Below are 20,570 nucleotides of genomic sequence, written 5' to 3'. Positions count from 1 at the left end.
TCTTTGAGTCATGAGACGACGAACGAGTGCCGGTGCGGCAGTCCTGATTCTGCTCGGTGCGCTGCTGGTCTCGTCGGCCAGTCCGGCGCTGGTCGATCGCGCTGACGGTGATCCGCCCGGTGCGCCGCCGCCGGTCGTCACCGCCGACGACATCGCGCTTGTCGCGTTCGACTCCTGCGACGACGCTCTCGCGGAATTCCGTCGCGCCGCGCTCGACAAGGTAGGCCCGTACGGACTGCCCGGCCTCGGGACGCCCCCGATCGCCGTCGCCGACGGCATGGCCATGAGCCGGGGTCAGACCGCGCGCGAGTCGGTCGCGGCAGCGCCGCGGCAGGGGCCCGGGCACTCGTCGACGAACAGCTACGAGGCCGACGCCGACGAACCCGACCTGGTCAAGACCGACGGGCGGCGCATCGTCACGCTCGTCGACCGGACACTGCGCGTGGTCGACGCCACGACGGAGCAAGTCACCGGATCGGTGCGCATCCCCGGTGGTCACGCGAACGACCTGCTGCTGCACGGCGACCGTGCGCTGGTGTTCACCCAGACCGGCGGGTTCGGCCCGCGGCCTCGCTCCCACAGCGCACCCGCCGACGGCCCTACCGGTGTCACGCTGGTGCTGGTCGATCTGAACGCGGCTCGCCTCGTCGGCAGCCTGACCGTCGACGGGAGCTATCTGGACGCCAGGCAGACCGGATCGCGCGCCAGGGTGGTGGTGCGCTCGGCACCACGGCTGGACTTCGAGTACCCGCGCGGCCGTGACGGTGCGAAGCGGTCGCTGCGCGAGAACCGCGAGATCATCCGGCGATCATCACTCGCGGACTGGTTGCCACGGTTCGAACTTCATCGCGACGACACCACCCGCTCGGGCAGGCTCGTCGACTGCGCCGCCATCAACCACCCCGCGGCAGGCGCGGGCACGAACCTGCTGACGGTGCTGACCATCGACCTCGCCGGTGACCTGGACACGGGCGATTCGGTCTCGGTCACCGCGGATGGCGGCACCGTGTACGGCACCGGCGGTAGCCTCTACATCGCCGATGACCGTGTCCCCGTCGACGCCTGGCCCATGGCTCGTACGGTGCCCGCGGAGCGAGAACAGCGCACGATGATCCACCAGTTCGACACCTCGGGTGACGGCGCGCCGACCTACGTGGCATCGGGTGCGGTGAAAGGGACGTTGCTGAACCAATACGCCCTGTCCGAGCACGAGGGGTATCTCAGGGTCGCGACCACGACCGGGCAGACGTGGCGGGAGCGCCCGGGCTCGCAGAGCGCCGTCACCGTGCTGGCCCGGCGCGGCGAGAGGCTGGCACCTGTCGGCCAGGTCGACGGGCTCGGCAAGGGCGAGCGGATCTACGCGGTGCGCTACCTCGGTGACACCGCGTATGTCGTTACATTCCGCGAAACCGACCCGTTGTACGCGCTGGATCTGTCCGACCCGCGGCGGCCTCGGACGACAGGGGAACTCAAGATCACCGGCTACTCGGCGTACCTGCACCCGGTGGGGGAGAACCGGCTCCTCGGGGTCGGCCAGGAGGCCACCGAACGGGGCCGGACCACAGGGACGCAGCTGTCCCTGTTCGACACCGGCGACCCCGCCGCGCCGAGCAGGCTCGCGCGGCACCATGTCAAGAACAGTCACACCGAGGTGGAGCACGATCCGCATGCATTCCTGCACTGGCCGGACACCGGCCACGTGGTGCTGCCGGTGACGTCGTGGCCGCGGCCGGCGGAGCGAGACGGCAGGCCCGCCGAACGCCCGAGGAACCACGCGCTGGTGCTCCGCGTCGAGGATGACCGGCTGGTCGAGGCCGGCGCCATCTCTCACCCGGATGGGAAGCGGTGGCGCGCGGAGATCCGCCGATCGCTGGTCATCGGCGACACGCTGTGGACGGTGTCGGCGGCAGGTGTCATGGCCAGCGACCTCGACACGCTGGAACAACGCGCCTGGGTGCCGTTCAGCTGAGCCATGCCCAGCGGGAGTTGCCGCTTCGTGGCGCCCATCACATCGGCGTGAACCTTTCCAAATAGTTGGAAGTCCTAGTATTTTGGGGGTATGACCGAACTCCACCAGCCGGAACACCCGGTACGGTTCGTGACCGCGTCGAGCCTGTTCGACGGGCACGACGCGTCCATCAACATCATGCGGCGCATCCTGCAGTCGCAGGGCGCCGAAGTGATTCACCTCGGGCACAACCGGTCGGTGGACGAAGTCGTGCGCGCCGCGATCTCCGAGGACGTCAACGGCGTCGCGATCTCGGCGTACCAGGGCGGGCACGTCGAGTACTTCAGCTACCTCGTCGAGCTGCTCGCCGAGCGCGGCGCGGGCCACATCAAGGTCTACGGCGGCGGTGGCGGCGTCATCGTCCGCGACGAGATCGACCTGCTGCACTCGCGTGGCGTCGCCCGGATCTTCTCGCCGGAGGACGGCCAGGAACTCGGTCTGCCCGGCATGATCAACCTGATGATCAGGGAGTGCGACGAGGACCTCGCCGCACGCGAGCAGGGATCGCTCGACGCGCTACACACCGGTGACATCCCCACACTCGCCCGCGTCATCTCGCGGCTGGAGCAGGATGAACTGCCGGGCGACTGGCGCGAGGCCATGAGCGCCTCGGCGCGGAACCGGACGGTGCCGGTGCTCGGCATCACCGGCACCGGCGGGTCAGGGAAATCGTCGCTGACCGACGAGCTGGTGCGGCGTTTCCGGCTCGACCAGGAGGACAAGCTGCGTATCGCGGTCATCGCCGTCGACCCGAGCCGACGCAGGGGCGGGGGAGCGCTGCTCGGCGACCGCATTCGCATGAACTGCCTCGGCCACTGGCCCGGTTTCGGCGAGGGCGAGCCGATCTACTTCCGCTCGATGGCCACCCGCACCAAGTCCGGCGAGGTGCCCGCCGCGCTGCCAGGCGCGATCGAGGCCTGCAAGGCAGCGGGGTTCGACCTGGTCATCGTCGAGACGCCCGGCATCGGCCAGGGTGACGCGGGCATCGTCGACCACGTCGATCGCTCGCTGTACGTCATGACGCCGGAGTTCGGCGCGGCGTCGCAGCTGGAGAAGATCGATATGCTCGACTTCGCCGACGCTGTCGCGATCAACAAGTTCGAGCGCAGGGGTGCCGAGGACGCGCGCAGGGATGTCTCCCGCCAGCTGGTGCGCAACCGCGAGGCGTTCGGCGCGTCGCCGGAGGACATGCCGGTCTACGGCACGAGCGCCGCCCGGTTCAACGACGACGGCGTGACCGCGCTGTACCAATTCCTGCGTGACATGCTCGCCGACGAGGGCCTGTCGGTGTCGACCGGCGTGCTGCCCGCGGCGGACACCAAGGTCTCCACCGGCGCGAGCACCATCATCCCAACGTCGAAGGCGCGCTACCTCGCCGAGATCGCCGAGACGGTGCGCGGCTACCACGAGCGCACCCGGCGGCAGGTCGACGCGGTGCGCAAGGCCGACCAGCTCGCCGGCGCCCGCGACGCGCTCGCCGAGGACGGTGCCGATACCGACGCCATCGAACGGCTGGTGGAGCGCGCGCGGTCCGACGTGGACGACGAGTCCGCCCGGTTGCTCGATGAGTGGCCGGAGCTCGCGGAGTCCTACCGCGCCGAGGAACTCGTCGTCCAGATCCGCGACAAGGAGCTGCACACCCAGCTCTGGCGAGACACGCTGTCCGGCAGCCGGATCCCGAGGGTGGCGCTGCCGCGCTACACCGACCGGGGCGAGCTGCTGTCCTTCCTGCGGCGGGAGAACCTGCCGGGCTACTTCCCCTACACCGCTGGCGTGTTCCCGTTCAAGCGGGAGGGCGAGGACCCTGCGCGGATGTTCGCCGGGGAGGGCGACCCGTTCCGCACCAACCGCCGCTTCAAATACCTTTCCGCCGACTCCGAGGCCAAGCGGCTGTCCACGGCGTTCGACTCGGTGACCCTCTACGGTCACGACCCCGGCACCCGTCCCGATGTCTACGGCAAGATCGGCACGTCGGGCGTGTCCATCGCGACGCTGGAGGACATGGAGGTCCTCTACGACGGCTTCGACTTGACCTCGCCGAGTACAAGTGTGTCGATGACGATCAACGGACCTGCCCCGACGATCCTGGCGTTCTTCCTCAACACCGCGATCGATCAGCGGATGGCCGCGTTCCGGTCAGAGCACGGCAGGGAACCGTCTGATGCCGAGGCCGCCGAGCTGCGGGAGTGGGCGCTGCGTAACGTGCGCGGCACGGTGCAGGCCGACATTCTCAAGGAGGATCAGGGGCAGAACACCTGCATCTTCTCCACCGAGTTCTCGCTGCGCATGATGGCCGACATCCAGGAGTGGTTCATCCAGCACGGCGTGCGCAACTTCTACTCGGTGTCGATCTCCGGCTACCACATCGCCGAGGCAGGGGCGAACCCGATCACGCAGCTGGCGTTCACGCTGGCCAACGGCTTTACCTACGTGGAGTCGTACCTGGCGCGGGGCATGGACATCGACGACTTCGCGCCGAACCTCTCGTTCTTCTTCTCCAACGGCATGGACGCCGAGTACACCGTCATCGGCAGGGTCGCCCGGCGGATCTGGGCAGTGGCGATGCGAGAGCGCTACGGCGCGAACGAGCGCTCGCAGAAGCTGAAGTACCACGTGCAGACGTCGGGCCGCTCGCTGCACGCGCAGGAGATGAGCTTCAACGACATCCGCACCACGCTGCAGGCGCTGTGCGCGCTGTACGACAACGCGAACTCGCTGCACACCAACGCCTACGACGAGGCCATCACCACGCCGACCGAGTCGTCGGTGCGCCGTGCCATGGCGATCCAGATGGTGATCAACAAGGAATGGGGCCTGTCGAAGAACGAGAACCCGCTGCAGGGCTCGTTCATCGTCGACGAGCTGACCGACCTCGTCGAGGAAGCCGTGCTGGCTGAGTTCGAACGGATCTCGGAACGCGGCGGCGTGCTCGGCGCGATGGAGACCGGCTACCAGCGCGGCAAGATCCAGGATGAGTCGATGCTCTACGAGCGGCTCAAGCACACCGGTGAGCTGCCGATCATCGGTGTGAACACTTTCCTGCCGCCCCGTGGCGACGAGGACGAGGTCACCGAGGTCGAGCTGGCGCGGGCGACGGAGGACGAGAAGCAGTCCCAGCTCAAGCGGCTCAGCGAGTTCCAGCAGCGCAACGCGGCCGACGCGCAGCAGGCGCTCGCGCGGTTGCGAGAGGCCGCGACCAGTGGGGAGAACGTCTTCGACGTGCTGATGGACGCCGCACGGGTCTGCTCGCTCGAACAGATCACCGAGGCGTTCTTCGAGGTGGGCGGCCAGTACCGCCGCAACGTCTGACCCCACTCGCGGCACCAGGCGCGAGTTCCGCGCTCCGGTGCCGCGAGTCCCGGGCTACAGTGCGGCGAGTCCCGGGTTACAGTGCGGCGACTTCGCGGTAAGGCGCTCAGAATCCTCGATCAGCTGCCACCGACGAAGTCCGAGGCACACCACCCGCCGTCGTCTTTCATCTTGAGCTGGCCGGTGATGGTGTCAGGCATGACGGCCTGCATCTCCTCGGGAGCGTTTTCGATCCGAAGGGTGATCTCCGCGCTGGCGGTGTCGCCGGTCTCAGTGACCGCACCCCGCTCGAACACGAACTCCACCTGCGAGGCCCCGCCCGCGTCCGCGAGGGTGTCCATCCGCTCGAAGGCTTCGTCCGCTTCTTCCCGCGTCCCCTCGCCGTCACAGCCAAGCTCGAGCAACGTGTCCGAGTCGCGCTCGTTCATGGCGCTGACGAAATCGTCCGCTACCTGCTCGGGGCTCCCGCCTCCGCTGGTCAGCAGCACGATCAGCAGTGCGCCGCCACCGAGAATGACGAGCGCGCCGATGCCGCCGAGGATCCACGGCAGCGGGCTCTTCTGCTGTGGTTGCTGGCCGCCGAACGGGTCGTAACCCGGTGGGTATTGGCCGGGCTGCGGGTACTGCCCCGGCGGCTGCTGCGGGTACTGGCCCTGCTGCGGGTACTGGCCAGGCTGTTGCCCTGGCTGACCCGGCTGGCCCGGATAGCCAGGCTGTTGACCCGGCTGGCCCGGATAGCCCATCGGACCTTGTTGCTGGTAGCCGGGCGGCGGGCCGTAACCGCCCTGCCCTGGCTGCTGCTGGTAGGGCCCCTCCGGGCCGGGTGGTTGCGACATGTGGAATCCCCCGTCACTCGTACACGAACGCCTCAGTGGGCGAGTAGCTTGCGCCAGTATCGACTCCCGGCGGGCACGTCTCGTTCCGCGCCCCCGTATTCACTGACGAGTTCACACATTTCGGACGCGACCGTGCCCGCCAATGGTTCCACTGGCGGCGCGGATCGCCGTTGATGTTGCCACAACGCGGTCGCGATCGCTTAGGTTGGAGGCGTGACTGAGGTACAGATCGGCATCGCAGCCGCACTAGAACAGTTCCCGCCCGCTGAGTCGGTCCGGTTGGCCGCGCTCGCCGAACGGCATGGCTTCTCCGGGCAGATGGCCGCCGACCACTTCCAACCGTGGGTGCCTGCGCAGGGCGAGGCGTCGTTCGTATGGAGCGTGCTCAGCGCCATTGCCGAGAACACCGATGGCGACTTCGGCCCTGGCGTGACCTGCCCGTCATTTCGATTCCACCCCTCGCTGGTCGCGCAGGCGGCGGCGACGACGGCCGCGCTGTATCCGGGTCGGCACTGGCTCGGCATCGGCTCCGGCGAGGCGCTGAACGAGCATGTTCTCGCTGGCTACTGGCCGGAGGCCCCGGAGCGGGTGCGGCGGATGCTGGAAGCGCTCGACGTCATCAAGAAACTGTTCACCGGCAAGGACGTCAAGCACAACGGTGAGTTCTTCAAACTGCACACGATGCGGCTGTGGACGATGCCGGACGAACCGCCGCCCATCTACGTCGCCGCGGCGGGTCCGTACACGTCCCGCAAGACCGGCGAGCTGGCCGACGGGCTGATCACGCCAGGCGCGTCGCTGGAGAAGCTGGCGGGCATCGTGGACAACTTCTCCCACGGCGCGCGCAAGGCGGGCAAGGACCCCGACGTGATGCCGAAGCTGCTCCAGGTGCACCTGTCGTGGGCGGAGACCGACGAGCAGGCCTGGAAGAACGCGATCGATCAGTGGCCCAACGGTGGCATGAAGTTCCCCAAGGCCGACATCCGTTCGCCGTTCGACTTCGAGCAGATGGCCAAGCTGGTGCGGCGCGAGGACTTCGATGGCCGCATGGTCATCTCCTCGGATCCCGACGTGCATCGCGCCGCACTACAGAAGTTCATCGACGCCGGGTTCACCCGTATTTACCTGCACAACGTCGGGCGCAACCAGGAAGAGTGGCTTGAGGTCTTCGGCAGGGAGGTGCTGCCCAAGCTGACCGCGTGAGGATGTGACGGATCGTCGCCGCTGTTTCCGTCGCTTGGCGGGTCCCAGTCGTCCGGTTCGCGCTTCTAGTCTGGGAGCGTGACTGAGACGTGGTTCGACGTGCCGCCTGATAGCGAGTTCGGTGTGGCCAACCTGCCGTTCGGCGTGTATTCGCGCACCGAGAACGGCCCCCGCAAGATCGGCGTCGCGATCGGTGACAGCGTGCTGGATGTGGCCGCGATCGCCGCCGTCGAAGGCGAGGATTTCGCGCCGTTGCTCGACGCCGATGTGCTGAACCCGCTGCTCGCGGCGGGCAGGCCGACATGGCGTGCGGTGCGGGAGCGCATCACGACGTGGCTGACCGACCCGGCCCACCGGCCGATGGTGCTGGCGCACCGGCTTGACCGGCATGGCCTGCACCTGCATCTGCCGTTCCAGGTCGGTGACTACGTCGACTTCTATGCCAGCGAACATCACGCCCGCAACGTGGGCAGCATTTTCCGCCCCGACTCGGCCGCATTGCCGCCGAACTGGAAGCACCTGCCGATCGGCTATCACGGCAGGGCTGGCACCGTCGTGGCGTCCGGGCAGCCGGTGGTGCGGCCGTGCGGGCAGCGCAAGCAGACCGGCGAGGACGCGCCATCGTTCGGTCCCACGCGCAAGCTCGACATCGAGGCCGAAGTCGGCTTCGTCGTCGGGACGCCGAGCGCGCTCGGCACGCCGGTGCCGATCGAGCGGTTCGCGGACCACGTTTTCGGCGTGTGCCTGGTCAACGATTGGTCCGCGCGCGACATCCAGGCGTGGGAGTACGTGCCGCTCGGGCCATTCCTCGGCAAGTCGTTCGCGACGTCGGTCTCGCCGTGGGTGGTGCCGCTGGACGCGCTCCGCCACGCCAGGGTGCCACCGCCGCCGCAGGACCCTGAGCCGCGGCCGTACCTGGTCCCGGACGCCGACTGGGGGCTGGACATCACGATGGAGGTGCGGCTGAACGGTCACGTGATCGCGCGACCGCCGTTCGGGTCGATGTATTGGAGCGCGGCGCAGCAACTGGCGCACATGACGATCAACGGCGCGTCGCTGCGCACCGGTGACTTCTACGCGTCCGGCACGGTATCGGGGCCTGAGCCGGACGAGCGCGGCTCGCTGCTGGAACTGACCTGGGACGCGACGGAGCCGCTGCTGCTCGGCGACGGCACGCACCGGACGTATCTCAACGACGGCGATGTCGTGACGATCTCGGCGTCGGCGCATGGACCGGACGGTGCCCGCATCGGGTTCGGCGAGGTGACCGGGCGGGTGCTGCCGTCGGTGAGGTAAGGCCGGGTCGCCGGGATTGGATCGGCCGCGATCGGGTAACCGCGTAGGTGGACTGATCCCCGATCCCGGAAGGCAGGCTGATGACCCACGCGGCGGAGGCTCCCGCGCGGATCGTGATCGTCGGCGGCGGCCACGTCGGGATGAACGCGGCCCGGTCGCTGCGTGCCACGCTGCGGTCCGACGAGGCGACCGTGACCGTCATCGACCCGCGCTCCTACATGACGTACCAGCCCTTCCTCGCGGAGGCAGCGGCTGGATCGGTGGAACCACGCCATGTCGTCGTTCCGCTGCGCGAGGCGCTGCCGGGCTGCGAGGTGCTCAGCGGTGAAGTCATCGGGGCGCGGCCGGATGAGCGCAAGGTCAGTGTCGAGGTCGCCGACGGCCACACCCGTCACATCGGCTACGACGTTCTGGTGCTCGCGCCGGGCTCGTGGTCGAAGACGCTGCCGATCCCCGGTCTCGCGGAGCACGCGGTCGGGTTCAAGACGCTGGGCGAGGCGATTTACCTGCGCAACCACGTGCTGTCCCGATTGGACGCCGCGGCGAGCACGCTGGATCCGAGACTGCGGGAGAAGCTGCTGACGTTCGTGTTCGTCGGCGGCGGCTACGCGGGCGTCGAGGCACTGGCAGAACTGGCCGACATGGCGGGCGCCGCGGCGGACTACTACGAGACGATCTACCGGTCGGACATGCGGTGGGTGCTGGTCGAAGCCGCCGATCGCATCATGCCCGAGGTCAGCGAGGGGCTCGGCCAGTACACGTTGGATCTGCTGCGTGACGAGGGTTTCGAGACCCACCTCAACACCACCCTTGAGTCCATCGCGGACGGTTACGTCAAGCTCTCGGACGGCACCGGGTTCGACGCCGACACCGTGGTGTGGACGGCGGGAGTCGCGCCGCATCCGATGCTGGCCAACACCGGGCTCCCGCTCGACGACAAGGGCAGGGTGCGCTGTGGTCCCGACCTGCGGGTCGAGGGACAGGACGTTGTGTTCGCCGCTGGCGACTGCGCGGCCGTTCCCGACCTCTCGCGCGCACCGACGCGGACCTGTCCGCCCTCGGCGCAGCACGCTTCCCGGCAGGCGAAACGCCTCGCGAAGAACGTCGTGTCGCTGTTGCGCGGCGGCAGGCTTGGTCGCTACAAACACGCCTACGCGGGTTCGGTCGCCAGCCTTGGCTTGTACCAGGGCGTCGCCGAGATCTACGGTGTGAAACTGAAAGGCGTGCCGGCCTGGGCATTGCACCGGGCCTATCACCTGGCGACCATGCCGACGGCGCACCGCAAGGTCCGGATCAGCTTCGACTGGCTGCTCTCGCTGCCGTTCCGCAGACAGATCGTCGCGCTCGGCGAACTGCACCAGCCGCGTCGCGAGTTCGGCCGGGCCAGTGCGGGGTCGCGGAAGGACTGATGCGGAATGGCCGAGTTCGAAACCCACCCGCGCGAGGTCGGTCCCTCGCTGGTGACCGCGGGTCTCGCCGGAGGGCCCGCGATCATGGTGTTCGACCCGGACGGGCTGGCCAAGCACGACGACGTGCCGGCGAGTTGGCACCACCTGTTGTGGCGGCACCAAGTGCTGTGGTGCCGGCTGCCCGCGATGGACTCGCTTGCCGAGGCCACCCAGAAGACGCACGAGCTCGCCGCCGCGCGGTTGCCGCTTGACGTCGTCGCGGGTGGTACCGGCGCGGCGGTGGCGGTCGATTTCTGTCAGGCGCACCGGCCGCGTTCACTGCTGCTCGTCGACCCTGGCACGGTGCCAGAGTCCGTGAGCAGACTCCATGACGACGGCGTGCGGATCAGCGTGCTCGGCACCGAAGGCGAGCCGGAGCCGCGCACCTTGGGACACCCGGACGTCGTGGTGGCCGTCACCGACCTCGTCGGCGAGTCGGGCGAGTTCGGCGGCGTCGGCGGGGGACTGCCGTGACGGTGCCGGTCACCATCGGAAGCGGCGGCACCGAGCTGTCCGGCGACCTGGTGGTGCCCGCCGACGCGATCGGCGCGGTGGTGTTCGCGCACGGCTCCGGCAGCTCGCGGTTCAGCGGCCGCAACCGCGCGGTCGCCAGGTCGCTGCAGGACAGGCAGCTGGCGACGTTGCTGTTCGATCTCCTCGACGTGAACGAGGAACTGCACGAGCAGCGCGGCGGGCGGTTCCGCTTTGACATCGATTCGCTGACACCCCGGTTGATTGGGGCTCTGGAGCATGTCGTGGGGCACGCGGCCACTTCGGGACTGCCGATCGGGGTGTTCGGGGCGAGTACAGGTGCTGCCGTGGCGCTGTGCGCGGCGGCGCGCCGTCCCGAGCTGGTGCGGGCCGTTGTGTCCCGGGGCGGCCGGCCCGACCTGGCTGGTGATGAGTTGCCGGGTGTGCGGGCGCCGACGCTGCTGATCGTGGGGGAACGCGACCCGCAGGTGCTCACGCTGAACCAGCAGGCGGCCACCCGGCTGAACGCGGAGCACGAGCTGCGCGTCGTGCCGGGCGCGAGTCACCTGTTCGAGGAGGAAGGCGCGCTGGAAGAAGTCGCGGAGCACGCGGGGGAGTGGTTCGAGCGGCACCTCATCGAGCCATCAGCGAGTCCACCTCGGCGTCGCTGATCTGGCGGAAGTCGCGGTACCACTGGCCGACCGCGGTGAACCGGCGCGGCTGACTCAGACACACCACGGTGTCGGCCGCCGCCTCGAGACGTCGCACCGCCGCCGAGGAGCCGACCGGCACGGCGAGGCAGATCGAGCGAGGATTGTGCTCGCGCACGGTGTGCACGGCTGCCAGCGCCGTCATGCCGGTGGCGAGGCCGTCGTCGACGATGATCACGTCCCGGTCGGACAACGGTGGCGAGTCGGCCGCGCCGAACCGGTTCTGCCGCCTGCGTGCCTCCGCCGTCGCCGCGGTGAGTTGGTCGGCGACGTCCGGCCTGCGCAGGCCGAGTGCGCTGAGCGTCGCGTCGTCGAGCAGGTAGACGCCGTCCGCCGTGACCGCGCCGACCGCGAGTTCCGGCTGGTCCGGCGCGCCGATCTTGCGCGCGACAACGACGTCAAGCGGAGCGTCGAGCGTCGCGGCGACTATCGCGGCGACCGGTAGCCCGCCGCGCGGCAGTGCCAGCACCACCGGGTCGCTCCACCCGCGGCGCGAGAGTTCGGCGGCCAGCTTCTCGCCTGCTTCGGTGCGATCGGTGAACGTCACTTTTCCATGGTCTCTCTGATCGGCGCGTGATTCGACCCGAGCGGAAATGGGTATCTCCTCTGATGCCCGCAACAGAGCAAGGAGGTGACCCCGGCGTGGCCGAGACATCGCGACTGCCCACCCCCGTCGCGGACAACTGGGACTGGCAGCGCTACGGCGCCTGCCGCACCGCGAGCAGCGAACTGTTCTTCCATCCCGACGCCGAGCGTGGCCGCGCTCGCTCCGCGCGGATCGCGGCGGCGAAAGCGGTCTGCCGGACATGCCCCGTCCTAGTGCAGTGCCGCCATCACGCGTTGACCGCCGAGGAGCCTTTCGGCATCTGGGGCGGCCTTGACGAGTCGGAACGGTGGGCGGCGATCGCGCGCCGGAAACGCATCACCGCGGCGTGATCACGCGGATTGACCACAGCTGCCCTCTGGCCACGGCAGCGGATGTGACGGACACTGGTCCCGAGGTCACACTGCGATGACAGAGACACGGGAATCCCGCCTCGCGCAACCCCCCGAGGTGGCGAAGCCAGTACCCAGCAGGCCAGCGGTACGCGCATCCAAGGGCAGCGTACTGCTGGGGCTGCTGCGCACCACCGATCACAAGCAGATCGGGATCCTCTACCTGGTCACGTCGATCGCGTTCTTCATGCTCGGCGGCGCGATGGCGATGCTGATCCGCGCCGAGCTGGGGCAGCCGGGGATGCAGTTCCTCTCGGCCGAGCAGTACAACCAGCTGTTCACCATGCACGGCACGATCATGCTGCTGCTGTACGCGACACCGATCCTGTTCGGCTTCGCCAACGTCGTGTTGCCGCTGCAGATCGGCTCGCCCGACGTCGCGTTCCCCCGGCTCAACGCCTTCTCGTACTGGCTGTTCCTGTTCGGCGGCACCATCGTGGTCTCATCGTTCCTGACGCCCGCTGGCGCCGCTGACTTCGGCTGGACCGCCTATGCGCCGCTGTCCACCGCGGTGTACTCGCCGGGTATCGGCGGGGATCTGTGGATCTTCGGGCTGATCGTGTCGGGTCTCGGCACCATTCTGGGCGCGGTCAACATGATCACGACCATCGTCTGCCTGCGGGCGCCGGGCATGACGATGTGGCGGTTGCCGCTTTTCACCTGGAACATCCTGTTCACCAGCGTGCTGATCCTCGCGGCCTTCCCGATCCTGACCGCGGCGCTCTTCGGGCTCGCCGCCGACCGGCATATCGGCGCGCACGTCTTCGACCCCGCCAATGGCGGCGCGATCCTGTGGCAGCACCTGTTCTGGTTCTTCGGCCACCCCGAGGTCTACATCGTGGCGCTGCCATTCTTCGGCATCATCACCGAGGTCGTGCCAGTGTTCAGCCGGAAGCCGCTGTTCGGCTACAAGCTGATGGTGCTGGCGACAATGGCTATTACGGCACTGTCGTTCTCGGTGTGGGCGCATCACATGTTCGCCACCGGGGCGGTGCTGCTGCCGTTCTTCTCGTTCCTGACCTTCCTGATCGCGGTACCGACCGGCATCAAGTTCTTCAACTGGATCGGCACCATGTGGCACGGTCAGCTCAGTTTCGAGACGCCGATGCTGTGGTCTCTCGGCTTCATGGTGACGTTCCTGCTCGGCGGGCTCACCGGGGTCATCCTCGCCGCGCCGGTACTCGACTTCCACCTGCAGGACAGCTACTTCGTGGTGGCGCACTTCCACTATGTGCTGTTCGGCACCATCGTGTTCGCGACGTTCGCCGGTGTCTACTTCTGGTTCCCGAAGATGACCGGCAGGATGATGGACGAAGCGCTCGGCAAGTGGCACTTCTGGACGACGTTCGTCGGGTTCCACGTGACGTTCCTCGTGCAGCACTGGCTCGGCGACGAGGGCATGCCCCGGCGCTACGCCGACTACCTGCCAGGTGACGGGTTCACCACCCTGAACATGATCTCGACCAGCGGCTCGTTCCTGCTGGGTGCGTCCATGTTGATCTTCCTGTGGAACGTGGTGCGCAGCTACCGGTTCGGCGACAGCGCCGACGTCGATGACCCCTGGGGCTTCGGCAACTCGCTGGAGTGGGCGACCAGTTGCCCGCCGCCGAGGCACAACTTCACCGAACTGCCGCGTATTCGCTCCGAGCGGCCCGCGTTCGAGCTGCACTACCCGCACATGACCGAGCGGTTCCACGATGAAGGCCACATCGGTCTGCTCGGCGCGCCCCGTCCAGCGAAGGTGTCATCCGAGACACCGCCGTCTAGCTAACTTACTGTTAGTAGGTTATCGTTCCGCTCATCGCATCAGCGGAACGAAAGGCGGGCCAGTGAAGTCGTTCGATGGCAAAGTCGCAGTCATTACCGGGGCCGGGTCGGGGATCGGCAGGGCGCTGGCCGTTGAGCTGGCCCGTGGCGGGGCGAAGCTCGCGCTCTCCGACGTCAACGTCACCGGGCTCGCCGAGACCGTGAAGCTGTGCGAGGCCGAGGGCGTCACGGTGCGCCACGATGTGCTCGACGTCGCTGACCGGGAGGCCGTCCACGCCAATGCCGATGCCGTCGCGGGTGAGTTCGGCCGGGTCAACCTGGTGTTCAACAACGCGGGCGTCGCCCTGACCGCTGATGTCACGGAGATGAGCTGGGACGACTTCGAGTGGATCGTCAACATCAACTTCTGGGGCGTCATGCACGGGACCAAGGCGTTCCTGCCGCACCTGATCGATTCCGGTGACGGTCACCTCGTCAACGTCTCGAGCGTGTTCGGTCTGATCGCGGTGCCAAGCCAGAGCGCGTACAACGCCACGAAGTTCGCGGTGCGCGGCTTCACCGAGGCGCTGCGGCAGGAGATGCGCATCGCCGGTCACCCGGTCGGCGTGAGCTGCGTGCACCCGGGTGGGATCAAGACCAACATCGCCAAGAACGCCCGCGCCGCGACCGGCAAGGACTCCGACCAACTGGCGCAGCTGTTCGACAAGATCGCCCGCACCACGCCGGAGGCCGCGGCCAAGCGCATCCTGCGGGGTGTGCGGCGGAATGAGGCGAAGGTGCTGGTTGGTGCGGACGCCTACGGTCTCGACCTCATGCCGCGTGCGCTGGGCTCCGGGTATCAGTGGCTGATCCAGACGGCCGCGAAGGCGGGATTGTCCCGGGCGCGCTGACGCCTCGCCAGCTCATTGGTGAATAGCCCTGGGTAACCGTGCGAGCACACCCCGGTACCCTAATGAAAATGGGTTCCATTATTGTGTCTCTGTGGGTGATCGGAGGCACAGGTGAGTGCTGCCAGCGCGGTATCGCAGCGCGTGCGGCAACTGCGGACACGACTGGAATCGGCCGCTGACCTGCGGCCCTGCCATGAGGTGAACGCACTGTTCACCGAGCTGGTCGGGCTGTGCTGCACCACGCCGCCGCCGCTGGCCGCTTCGGCGCTGGCGCAACTGGACGACGAGGCGCCCGCGACGCGCAGGTTATGCGCGGCGGGGGAGGCCGCGCTGGAGGAGCATTGGGCGCGGCGGGTGCTCGCCGCCGATGACCCGAACGCCGAGCTGGCGCGGTTTCCGTACCTGGACAACTACCGCGAGCTGGTGCGGATGGAGCTGGGCGCGGTCATCGCGGCGGGCGGCGAACTGCCCCGGCGGGTGGCCGTGCTTGGTTCGGGCCCGCTGCCGCTGACCGGCATCGTGCTGGCCCGCGACTACGGCGCCTCGGTGCTGCACGTCGATCGCGACCTGGACAGCCTCCAACTGGGCGGCAAGCTCACGGCGGCGCTGGGTGTCGACGCCACTGCCGCGCACGCCGACCTCGACGTCGCGGCGAGCGAAGACGTGTTGCGCGCCGAGGGCATCGACGGTTGTGACGTCGTGGTGCTGGCCGCGCTGGTGGGGCAGGACGCGGCGGGCAAGCGTGCGGTCAGCGCGCGGTTGGCGCGGCTGCTGCGCCCCGGCACGCTGGTGCTGGCCCGGTCGGCCGTGCGGCTGCGCTCGCTGCTGTACCCGTGCGTGCGAGCGGAGGATCTCGCGGGCCTACGGGTCGAGTTGGAAGTTCACCCGCATTCCGACGTGGTCAACTCGGTGCTCGTGGCGCGAGCGTAGCTGGCGCGGCAGACTGGCGGCGTGGAACCGTGGACAGACCAAGACACCATCCGCCGCATCCTCACCGGCTGCGAGACCTGGGCGATCGTCGGGCTCGGCGATAACCCGGCGCGGCCCGCGTACGGCGTGGCGAAGACGTTGCAGCGCGCGGGCAAGCGCGTCGTTCCGGTGCACCCCAGCGCCGCGACCGTGCACGGTGAGCAGGGGTACGCCACGCTTGCGGACATCCCGTTCAGCGTGGACTGCGTCGACGTCTTCCGGCGCGCCGACGAGGCAGGGCAGTACGCCGACGCCGCCGTGGACGTCGGCGCGAAGGCGGTGTGGTTCCAGCTCGACCTGGTCGACGAGGACGCGTATGAGCGGGCCACGCGTGCGGGGCTGGACATGGTGATGGATCGGTGTCCCGCGATCGAGCTGCCTCGGCTCGGGCTGGGGTGACCTGGCGGCGCGGGCTCCGGTCAGTGGCGTTCCTGGCGATGTGACACGACCATCGTTGTTAACGAGCGTTTATTTGGGTAGCGTCGAGGGGACGGGTTTCGCCTGAGATCGGAGCCGGATGCCTTTCGACACCCAACCGTGGACCGAGCCCGGCCCGCAGCCGGTAGCGCCAGGAGTGCACCGGATTCCGTTGCCGATGCCCAACGACGGCCTGCGCGCGGTCAACGTCTACGCGATCGATGACGGCGACGGCCTTGTGCTGATCGACTCCGGCTGGAACGACGCCGACGCCAAGGGGCACCTGCGCGACGCGCTCGTCGCACTGGGCCACGACTTCGCCGACGTTCGGCGGTTTCTCGTCACGCACATGCACGCCGACCACTACACGCTCGCGATCGCGCTGCGCGAGGAGTACGGCACGCCGATCACGCTCGGTGCGGCGGAGCGGGAGTCGATCGAGGCGATCCTGGGTGGCAGCACTTCGCGCGAGCTGGGCGAACCGCGCCGGTGGGGCATCCCCGATGAGGTGTCGATGCGCGACATCGGCATCGACCCCAGCCACTCCCGCGAGGTCTACCAGCTGCCCGACGAGTGGCTGGACACCGAGACGGATATCGCGCTGACCACTCGGACGCTGCGCGCGGTGCCCACGCCGGGACACACCGCGGGGCACATCGTCTTCGCCGACGAGGCCGCCTCGCTGCTGTTCTCCGGTGACCACGTGCTGCCGCACATCACGCCGTCGATCGGGTTCCAGCCGGTGATCCGCCGCAGCGCGCTCACCGAGTACCTGGCGTCGTTGCGGCTGTTGCTGGAACTGCCCGACATGATGCTGCTGCCCGCCCACGGGCCGGTGACCGACAGCGTGCATGTGCGGGTCAAGGAGCTACTTGGCCACCACGACGAGCGACTGGATGCCACCCAGCGGACCGTGGCCGAGGGCGCGACGACCGCGTACGAGTCGGCGTCCCGGCTGACGTGGACCGGCAAGCACCGCGCGTTCGACACACTCGGGACGTTCAACCAGTTCCTCGCGATCGGCGAGACCGCCGCGCATTTGGAACACCTCGCGACGACCGGCGTGCTGGAGCAGACCGTGCGAGACGGGGTGGCCCACTACCACCCCTGACGCCGTGTCTTGCGTTCCCGACGCTGTGTCTTGCGTTCCCGACGCTGTGTCTTGCGTTCCCGACGCTGTGTCTTGCGTTCCCGACGCTGTGTCTTGCGTTCCCGACGCTGTGTCCTGCGTTCCCGACGCTGTGTCCTGCGTTCCCGACCCCGTGTCCCCCGTTCCCGACGCCGTGTTCCTCGCTCGCGACCGTCACTTCGCGTCGGCGTAGCAGTCCACCAGCGTCGCTTCCAACGGGAACCGCACCGGGCAGCGCGCGCCGAACGTGAGCGTTCCCGCCTCGTCGGCGCACGACTGGAACAGGCCCGCGACGGCCTCCGCGTCCTCGGCGGGGCAGTGCACGATCAGCTCGTCGTGCTGGAAGAACACCAGCTCGGCGTCCGGCGCGTGATGTGCGAGTGCGCGGCGCAGCAGCGCCAGTAGCACCGACGTGTAATCCGCCGCGCTGGCCTGCACCACGAAATTGCGGGTGAACCGGCCCCACTCCCGCGACGCGCGGTGCGCCGCCACACCCGCGTCGGCGTTGCCGGTCAGCGCACGCCACTGCTCCGACGGCGGCGGCGACGTCCTGCCGAGCCGGGAGCGCACCAGTTCGCCGCGCTCGCCCGCCGCTGCCGCGTGCTCGACGTAATGCACGGCGTCGGGGAACCGGGTGCGCAGCCGCGCCAGCAACGGGCCAGCCTCACCGGACGTGCCGCCGTAGAGCGCGGACAGCATCGCGATCTTGGCGCGGCCGCGTTCGCCACCGAAGGCGTCCGCCGCGATGCTGGCGTAGAGATCCGACGACGCCGAGACGTCCGCGAGCCGCCGATCCCCAGACAGTGCGGCGAGCACGCGTGGTTCGAGCTGCGCGGCGTCCGCGACGACCAGCCGCCAGCCCGGATCAGCCCGCACGCAGGTACGCAGCACCTTCGGGATCTGCAACGCGCCACCGCCCCTGGTCGCCCAGCGCCCCGACACCACGCCACCGACGACGTAGGCGGCTCGGAACCGTCCATCGTGGACCCACTCACGGAGCCACGACCAACCGTGCGCGGAATGCAGCCTGGCGAGTTCCTTGTACTCCAACAGCGGTACGACGGCAGGGTGGTCGACATCTCTGAGCACGTGCGCCCTGCTGGACGGGACGTCGATCCCCGCGCGGCGGAACGCACGCACAACGCTCGGTGGATGATCCGGGTTGACCGGCGTGCCGAATGCTTCGGAGATCCGGTCGGCCAAGTCGGCGAGCGTGCTCGGACGTCCGTTCGCCACGCGGCGGCCGAGCAGTGTGGTGAGCACCGCGTCGTGAATGTCCGCGCGCCATGGCAGCCCGTGCTGCGACATCTCGGCCGCGGCCAGCGCGCTCTGCGACTCCGACGCGATCAGTAGTCGCAAGCGCTCAGGCGCTGGGGCGCGCTGGATCGCGCTGTGTTGCTCGGCAAGGACGATCTCCGTTGCCTCGGCGGGCGTGACGTCATCCGGGAGGCCGGTTCCGCGTGGTGCGAACAGGGCCGCCTGGCCGGTGGCGTCCGCGGTGTCGTCTTCCGCGTCGGATGGCGGTGGCAGACCGCGCGCCCTGGCGTACGCGGCGGCGAGCCCGTGCGGTTCGTCGTGTCGCCCCTGACTGTTGAGCAGCAGACGTTCGGCGAGGGCGACGTCGTGGCAGCGGCGGAGCCGCATGCCGTGCCGCAGCAGCCTCGGATAGATGCGATCCGTACTCGGCAGAACCCACGTGGTGTTTCCGGTGTCGTGCTCGGCGATCCGTGCGGCGAGATCGTGCGCGGTGAGGTCGTGCGGCGGCGCCGTGGCTCGCTCCGACTCTTGCGCGGCCCGGGCGACCGCGCGGAGTTCGTACAGCGGGTCACCGTCGCTCGACTGCTTCTCCTGCTCCGCCACGACGATGTCCACGCGGGACATTCTGCTCCGCACCCCCGACACCGATGTCGTGTCCCGCCTCCACGACGCCGTGTCCCTCGTTGCCCACGCCGTGTCCCTCCCGCAGAAACCGTGTGTCCGTCATTCCGGACGCTGTGTTCTAACATCGGCATGTTGCGATATAATCGCCATATGACGATTAATTGCCTCGCGGTCGGCATGGAGCCGGCCGTATCGCTGTTCCACAGCCTCTCCGACGCGACGCGGCTGGCGATCGTGCGGCGGCTGGCCGAGGGGGAGGCGCGGGTCGTGGACCTCACGCGGGACCTCGGTCTCGCGCAGTCGACGGTGTCCGCGCACGTCGCCTGCCTGCGGGATTGCGGTCTGGTGTCGGGACGCCCCGAAGGTCGGCAGGTCTTCTATTCGTTGAGCCGTCCAGAGCTACTCGACCTGCTCGCGGCTGCTGAAGCAGTGCTCGCGGCGACCGGCGAGGCAGTGACGCTGTGCCCGCGTTACGGCGTCGTAGCTGACGGCGTGGGGGCGTGATGACCAGGCCAGACCACCAAACCAACCACGCCGACCAGTGCGCGAGGGCGGACGGCAGTCCCGAGCTCTCGGCCGCGCGCCAGTCCGTGCTCAGTCGTCGGGTGCGCTGGTTGGTCGCCGCGACGATCACCTACAACATCATCGAGGCGGTCGTCGCGATCTCAGCGGGAACCCTCGCGAATTCGACTGCCCTCATCGGCTTCGGTCTGGACTCAGTGATCGAGGTCGGCTCGGCCGCGGCGGTGGCGTGGCAGTTCTCCGGGACCGATCCGGAAGCGCGAGAGCGAGCGGCGTTGAAGGTCATCGCCGTGTCGTTCTTCGCGCTCGCGATCTACATCACCGTCGAGGCGGTCCGGACCATGGTCGGCGCCGAGTCCGCTGGGACGTCGACGGTCGGCATCGTCCTTGCCGCGTTGTCACTGCTCATCATGCCGTCGTTGTCACTCGCGCAGCGGCGTGCCGGCAGGGAACTCGGCTCGATCAGCGCGGTCGCCGACTCGAAGCAAACGCTGCTGTGCGCGTACCTTTCCGGCGTGCTGCTGGTGGGACTGCTGCTCAACAGCCTGTTCGGCTGGGCGTGGGCGGATCCGGTGGTCGCGATTGTCATCGCCGTCGTCGCGGTCAGGGAAGGCCGCGAGGCGTGGCGTGGTGAACACTGCTGCTGAGCGCGCCACACGACGTCCTGAGGAGACACGACGGTGGGAAGGCGGGACACAGCGTCATGGACGTGACATAC

The 20,570-nt window shown here is 68.6% G+C and carries 18 protein-coding genes; 15 read left to right on the top strand and 3 right to left on the bottom strand.

The window, feature by feature from the left end:
- Positions 1 to 10 precede the first annotated feature (10 nt).
- Together AMYHA_RS16405 and icmF are read left to right on the top strand one after the other, a co-directional pair.
- Positions 11 to 1,969 carry a beta-propeller domain-containing protein gene (locus tag AMYHA_RS16405; RefSeq protein ID WP_034272308.1) on the top strand — a complete coding sequence of 653 codons (1,959 nt, stop codon included), beginning with the start codon at positions 11 to 13 and terminating at the stop codon, positions 1,967 to 1,969.
- A gap of 90 nt (positions 1,970 to 2,059) precedes the next feature.
- Entirely contained in the window at positions 2,060 to 5,317 is a 3,258-nt protein-coding gene (icmF, locus tag AMYHA_RS16400; RefSeq protein ID WP_034272305.1) for a fused isobutyryl-CoA mutase/GTPase IcmF, read from the top strand.
- 119 nt (positions 5,318 to 5,436) lie between these two features.
- Here icmF and AMYHA_RS25910 read toward each other — a convergent pair whose 3' ends face one another.
- Entirely contained in the window at positions 5,437 to 6,153 is a 717-nt protein-coding gene (locus AMYHA_RS25910) for an Rv0361 family membrane protein (protein ID WP_157362166.1), read from the bottom strand.
- A 213-nt stretch (positions 6,154 to 6,366) separates the two neighbouring features.
- On the opposite strand from AMYHA_RS25910, the gene AMYHA_RS16390 reads away from it, so the two are divergent.
- From AMYHA_RS16390 to AMYHA_RS16370, 5 genes are all read left to right on the top strand, one after another.
- Positions 6,367 to 7,356, top strand: a complete 990-nt coding sequence (locus AMYHA_RS16390; protein ID WP_034272302.1) for a TIGR03557 family F420-dependent LLM class oxidoreductase — start codon at positions 6,367 to 6,369, stop codon at positions 7,354 to 7,356.
- Positions 7,357 to 7,434: 78 nt separating this feature from the next.
- Positions 7,435 to 8,652 (top strand): fumarylacetoacetase, encoded by a 1,218-nt coding sequence (fahA, locus tag AMYHA_RS16385; RefSeq protein ID WP_034272299.1) that lies wholly within the window; start codon positions 7,435 to 7,437, stop codon positions 8,650 to 8,652.
- Between the two features lie 80 nt (positions 8,653 to 8,732).
- Positions 8,733 to 10,061: an NAD(P)/FAD-dependent oxidoreductase gene (locus AMYHA_RS16380; RefSeq protein WP_034272296.1), complete on the top strand. Its 1,329-nt coding sequence runs from the start codon at positions 8,733 to 8,735 to the stop codon at positions 10,059 to 10,061.
- 6 nt (positions 10,062 to 10,067) lie between these two features.
- Positions 10,068 to 10,574, top strand: a complete 507-nt coding sequence (locus tag AMYHA_RS16375) for a hypothetical protein (RefSeq protein WP_051399998.1) — start codon at positions 10,068 to 10,070, stop codon at positions 10,572 to 10,574.
- Complete coding sequence (locus AMYHA_RS16370) at positions 10,571 to 11,242, top strand: dienelactone hydrolase family protein (protein WP_034272293.1); 672 nt, start codon at positions 10,571 to 10,573, stop codon at positions 11,240 to 11,242. Before AMYHA_RS16375 ends, AMYHA_RS16370 begins: the two co-directional genes overlap by 4 nt.
- On the opposite strand, the gene AMYHA_RS16365 is transcribed toward AMYHA_RS16370, so the two are convergent.
- Positions 11,205 to 11,828 (bottom strand): phosphoribosyltransferase, encoded by a 624-nt coding sequence (locus AMYHA_RS16365; protein ID WP_034272290.1) that lies wholly within the window; start codon positions 11,826 to 11,828, stop codon positions 11,205 to 11,207. The two genes, AMYHA_RS16370 and AMYHA_RS16365, sit on opposite strands and share 38 nt — an antisense overlap.
- Before the next feature lie 95 nt (positions 11,829 to 11,923).
- Here AMYHA_RS16365 and AMYHA_RS16360 point away from each other — a divergent pair, with 95 nt between their 5' ends.
- From AMYHA_RS16360 to AMYHA_RS16335, 6 genes are all read left to right on the top strand, one after another.
- A complete protein-coding gene (locus AMYHA_RS16360) occupies positions 11,924 to 12,217 on the top strand; it encodes a WhiB family transcriptional regulator (protein ID WP_034272287.1) in 294 nt (97 codons plus the stop codon).
- Positions 12,218 to 12,293: 76 nt separating this feature from the next.
- Entirely contained in the window at positions 12,294 to 14,048 is a 1,755-nt protein-coding gene (ctaD, locus tag AMYHA_RS16355; protein ID WP_034277566.1) for an aa3-type cytochrome oxidase subunit I, read from the top strand.
- Between the two features lie 58 nt (positions 14,049 to 14,106).
- The gene (locus AMYHA_RS16350) at positions 14,107 to 14,934 is read left to right on the top strand and encodes an SDR family NAD(P)-dependent oxidoreductase (RefSeq protein WP_034272284.1); all 828 of its coding nucleotides are present in this window, start codon (positions 14,107 to 14,109) and stop codon (positions 14,932 to 14,934) included.
- Positions 14,935 to 15,045: 111 nt separating this feature from the next.
- A complete protein-coding gene (locus tag AMYHA_RS16345) occupies positions 15,046 to 15,864 on the top strand; it encodes a nicotianamine synthase family protein (protein ID WP_084037302.1) in 819 nt (272 codons plus the stop codon).
- Positions 15,865 to 15,885: 21 nt separating this feature from the next.
- Positions 15,886 to 16,302, top strand: a complete 417-nt coding sequence (locus AMYHA_RS16340) for a CoA-binding protein (RefSeq protein WP_034272278.1) — start codon at positions 15,886 to 15,888, stop codon at positions 16,300 to 16,302.
- A gap of 118 nt (positions 16,303 to 16,420) precedes the next feature.
- On the top strand, positions 16,421 to 17,431 hold the full coding sequence (locus AMYHA_RS16335) for an MBL fold metallo-hydrolase (RefSeq protein WP_034272275.1): 1,011 nt from the start codon (positions 16,421 to 16,423) through the stop codon (positions 17,429 to 17,431).
- 192 nt (positions 17,432 to 17,623) lie between these two features.
- Here AMYHA_RS16335 and AMYHA_RS16330 read toward each other — a convergent pair whose 3' ends face one another.
- The gene (locus AMYHA_RS16330) at positions 17,624 to 19,330 is read right to left on the bottom strand and encodes a bifunctional 3'-5' exonuclease/DNA polymerase (RefSeq protein WP_084037300.1); all 1,707 of its coding nucleotides are present in this window, start codon (positions 19,328 to 19,330) and stop codon (positions 17,624 to 17,626) included.
- A gap of 150 nt (positions 19,331 to 19,480) precedes the next feature.
- Here AMYHA_RS16330 and AMYHA_RS16325 point away from each other — a divergent pair, with 150 nt between their 5' ends.
- Together AMYHA_RS16325 and AMYHA_RS16320 are read left to right on the top strand one after the other, a co-directional pair.
- Positions 19,481 to 19,834 (top strand): ArsR/SmtB family transcription factor, encoded by a 354-nt coding sequence (locus tag AMYHA_RS16325; RefSeq protein ID WP_034272272.1) that lies wholly within the window; start codon positions 19,481 to 19,483, stop codon positions 19,832 to 19,834.
- Positions 19,834 to 20,499 (top strand): cation transporter, encoded by a 666-nt coding sequence (locus tag AMYHA_RS16320; RefSeq protein WP_034272269.1) that lies wholly within the window; start codon positions 19,834 to 19,836, stop codon positions 20,497 to 20,499. The genes AMYHA_RS16325 and AMYHA_RS16320 overlap by 1 nt, the downstream gene beginning before the upstream one ends.
- The last annotated feature ends 71 nt before the right edge of the window (positions 20,500 to 20,570 follow it).

Source organism: Haloechinothrix halophila YIM 93223, assembly GCF_000504245.1.
Classification (GTDB): Bacteria; Actinomycetota; Actinomycetes; order Mycobacteriales; family Pseudonocardiaceae; genus Haloechinothrix_A; species Haloechinothrix_A halophila.
The sequence above is the reverse complement of the archived record's forward strand: the minus strand, read 5'-3'. Positions and strand labels throughout refer to the sequence as shown.

Coding starts and splice junctions, on each gene's coding strand:
- AMYHA_RS16335 (WP_034272275.1), top strand. CDS start 16,421: ATGCCTTTCGACACCCAACCGTGGACCGAGCCCGGCCCGCAGCCGGTA.
- AMYHA_RS25910 (WP_157362166.1), bottom strand. CDS start 6,153: ATGTCGCAACCACCCGGCCCGGAGGGGCCCTACCAGCAGCAGCCAGGG.
- AMYHA_RS16405 (WP_034272308.1), top strand. CDS start 11: ATGAGACGACGAACGAGTGCCGGTGCGGCAGTCCTGATTCTGCTCGGT.
- AMYHA_RS16380 (WP_034272296.1), top strand. CDS start 8,733: ATGACCCACGCGGCGGAGGCTCCCGCGCGGATCGTGATCGTCGGCGGC.
- AMYHA_RS16320 (WP_034272269.1), top strand. CDS start 19,834: ATGACCAGGCCAGACCACCAAACCAACCACGCCGACCAGTGCGCGAGG.
- AMYHA_RS16330 (WP_084037300.1), bottom strand. CDS start 19,330: ATGTCCCGCGTGGACATCGTCGTGGCGGAGCAGGAGAAGCAGTCGAGC.
- ctaD (WP_034277566.1), top strand. CDS start 12,294: ATGACAGAGACACGGGAATCCCGCCTCGCGCAACCCCCCGAGGTGGCG.
- icmF (WP_034272305.1), top strand. CDS start 2,060: ATGACCGAACTCCACCAGCCGGAACACCCGGTACGGTTCGTGACCGCG.
- AMYHA_RS16325 (WP_034272272.1), top strand. CDS start 19,481: ATGACGATTAATTGCCTCGCGGTCGGCATGGAGCCGGCCGTATCGCTG.
- AMYHA_RS16375 (WP_051399998.1), top strand. CDS start 10,068: ATGGCCGAGTTCGAAACCCACCCGCGCGAGGTCGGTCCCTCGCTGGTG.